The 1615-nt window shown below is 35.9% G+C and carries 1 protein-coding gene and 1 pseudogene; one reads left to right on the plus strand and one right to left on the minus strand.

All coding sequences use genetic code 11. From position 1 onward, the window contains the following. Positions 1-211 (minus strand): annotated as a pseudogene (locus L693_RS31155) (hypothetical protein); the annotation flags it as partial. Between the two features lie 509 nt (positions 212-720). Between L693_RS31155 and L693_RS0107240 the strand changes: the two are divergent. Further along, entirely contained in the window at positions 721-1089 is a 369-nt protein-coding gene (locus L693_RS0107240; RefSeq protein WP_025716694.1) for a hypothetical protein, read from the plus strand. Positions 1090-1615: the final 526 nt, after the last annotated feature.

A 1615-nucleotide genomic window follows, 5' to 3' on the forward strand; every position in this document is an offset into this window, starting at 1 on the left:
GATTATAGGCTATAGACCAAGTGTTTTCATCTTGGTTTTCATCATGCATAAATTTCATGGTACGAGTTGATTTATTGTAGAAAATGGTTTTAAGTGTCCGCTCTCCTTTTTTGACCGCAACCAGAACGAGTGGGCCATCCGGAGTAGTTGGTACGATATCATTGATGGCAAACAAATTATCGGTAAGCTGTTCGGTTTTTTTTGTATTCAAGTCGTACGAAAATAATTGGTCTCGTTCATTCCGGAAACGTCTTGTTCTACAATTAATACTTTTTCATGAAATTAGACCATTGATTTCCCTAATAAAACACAGCGAAAATTAAACAAGCTGACTCCTGTGGAGTACAGGGACCAGCTTCTAGCCTAGGTCTTTTTTACAATGTCTACTAAATGGGGGCTTGACCCGTAAACTAAATACGTTTTTTGATTGCTTTGAATATGCATATTTATGTTTTAGTCACTACTATTGAATGAACCCACATATCTAAGATGATTACTATTAGCCACTTCATATGGAGTTACAATAACTTCTTTACCTGGCCAATGATGGCCAATATAGTCTGTGTTATTGTTGTTTCCATAATAGAATGCTTGCCAAATAAATTTAGAGCAGTAATTAGGATTGATAGTTTTAAGTTGAAAGTCATCCCAAGAATAAAGAGGTATACTTATCCTAAAAGAGACATTTATTTGTTGAAATAAGAGGAGGGGGATGGAAAATTGAGTTTTTATAATAATAGAATGGTTCAGATATTAAGCGTAATACTCTATCCTATTACGGCATTTGTGATATTAAGTAATGGTGCTAAGATAGTTTCATGGGTTATACCAGCAGTCATTGCAGTTTTGTTTTGTTTTCTTTGGAAAAACCTTCGAAATTTAATGATTTCTAATGCATTGTTATGGATTTTATCAGTACCAATTTGGTTGTTTTGGATTGAGGAGGAGCGGGGGGCAGTAGTTTTTATTGCAAATTTACCAATCATCATCACCCTATATATGTTTATTGTGTTTCTACCAGAAGTTATAATTGTTTTGATTAGGAATTTCCTTCTCAATAAGTTGTTTAGACACCGCAATAATGAGTAGAATAATATTTTGATTTTTTCAGGCGAGTAAAATTTACGAGGAAGCATTAGAATTTGAAACCGCTACTCCATAACGTGGGTCAGCGGTTTTTTCTTTGTCCAAGATTACTTAGAGTATGAAAAAACGCTAGGCTCCTCGAAATTGAAGGCTTAGCGTATAATCCCGTTAAAATGTTGGTGGGACCCCTCCCTGTGCCTCGAACATAGCCACTAGATGTTCCGCGAATTTTAATTTCATTATCATGATCTCCATATGTATAAGTCCCAGGTGGTTTGCGTGTACCGCGTGGTAATGCTTGAAGTGAAACATTATTAGTAGTAATCGCATTTTCTTTTTGTTCAGGCAAGATAATATCTTTGATGTAACCTTCGCCGTCATAAATTACTTTTAAACCAGGCTGAGGGTCAGGGTTATCAATATGATATACCGGCAGTGATTTGGTTGCTTTTTTCGATCTCTTTATCCTGTTGTTTTTCTTTTTCTAGCTCAACCTGTTGTTCAGCAGTCAGTGGGGCAATAGCAGCTT

The organism is Paenibacillus sp. 1-18, assembly GCF_000520755.1.
In the GTDB taxonomy this organism is placed as follows: Bacteria; Bacillota; Bacilli; order Paenibacillales; family Paenibacillaceae; genus Paenibacillus; species Paenibacillus brasilensis.